Genomic DNA, 274 nt, shown 5'->3' on the forward strand with positions numbered 1-274 from the left:
GTCATGACGCGGGCGCGTACTGGTAGCAGCCGGTAAATTTCTTGAGGCTGAAGCACCCGTACATTGGCCTGAAAATCCAGCGTATTGCGGTTGCGTGAATTCCATGGGTTCGCGTTCTGAACGATCAGGTGCTTGCCCAATTGACGTTCAACGATAATGTCCTTGCTGCTTACCTGCGGAGTATTAGGACTGAAGATGATGTTGAATGGATCATCCTGTTCGAGCAGCGCAGTGTTCGAGTTCGACGGCCGACGTGGGAACTCAAAGTACACGC

1 protein-coding gene is annotated in these 274 nt (G+C 52.2%); it reads right to left on the reverse strand.

Annotation, left to right across the window (positions count from 1 at the left end):
• On the reverse strand, positions 1-274 hold a 274-nt coding region (locus tag AC1RPG_RS08765; RefSeq protein WP_481762600.1), incomplete at both ends, for a hypothetical protein.

It is taken from the genome of Dellaglioa sp. CoH-57-MRSF-18, assembly GCF_056781995.1.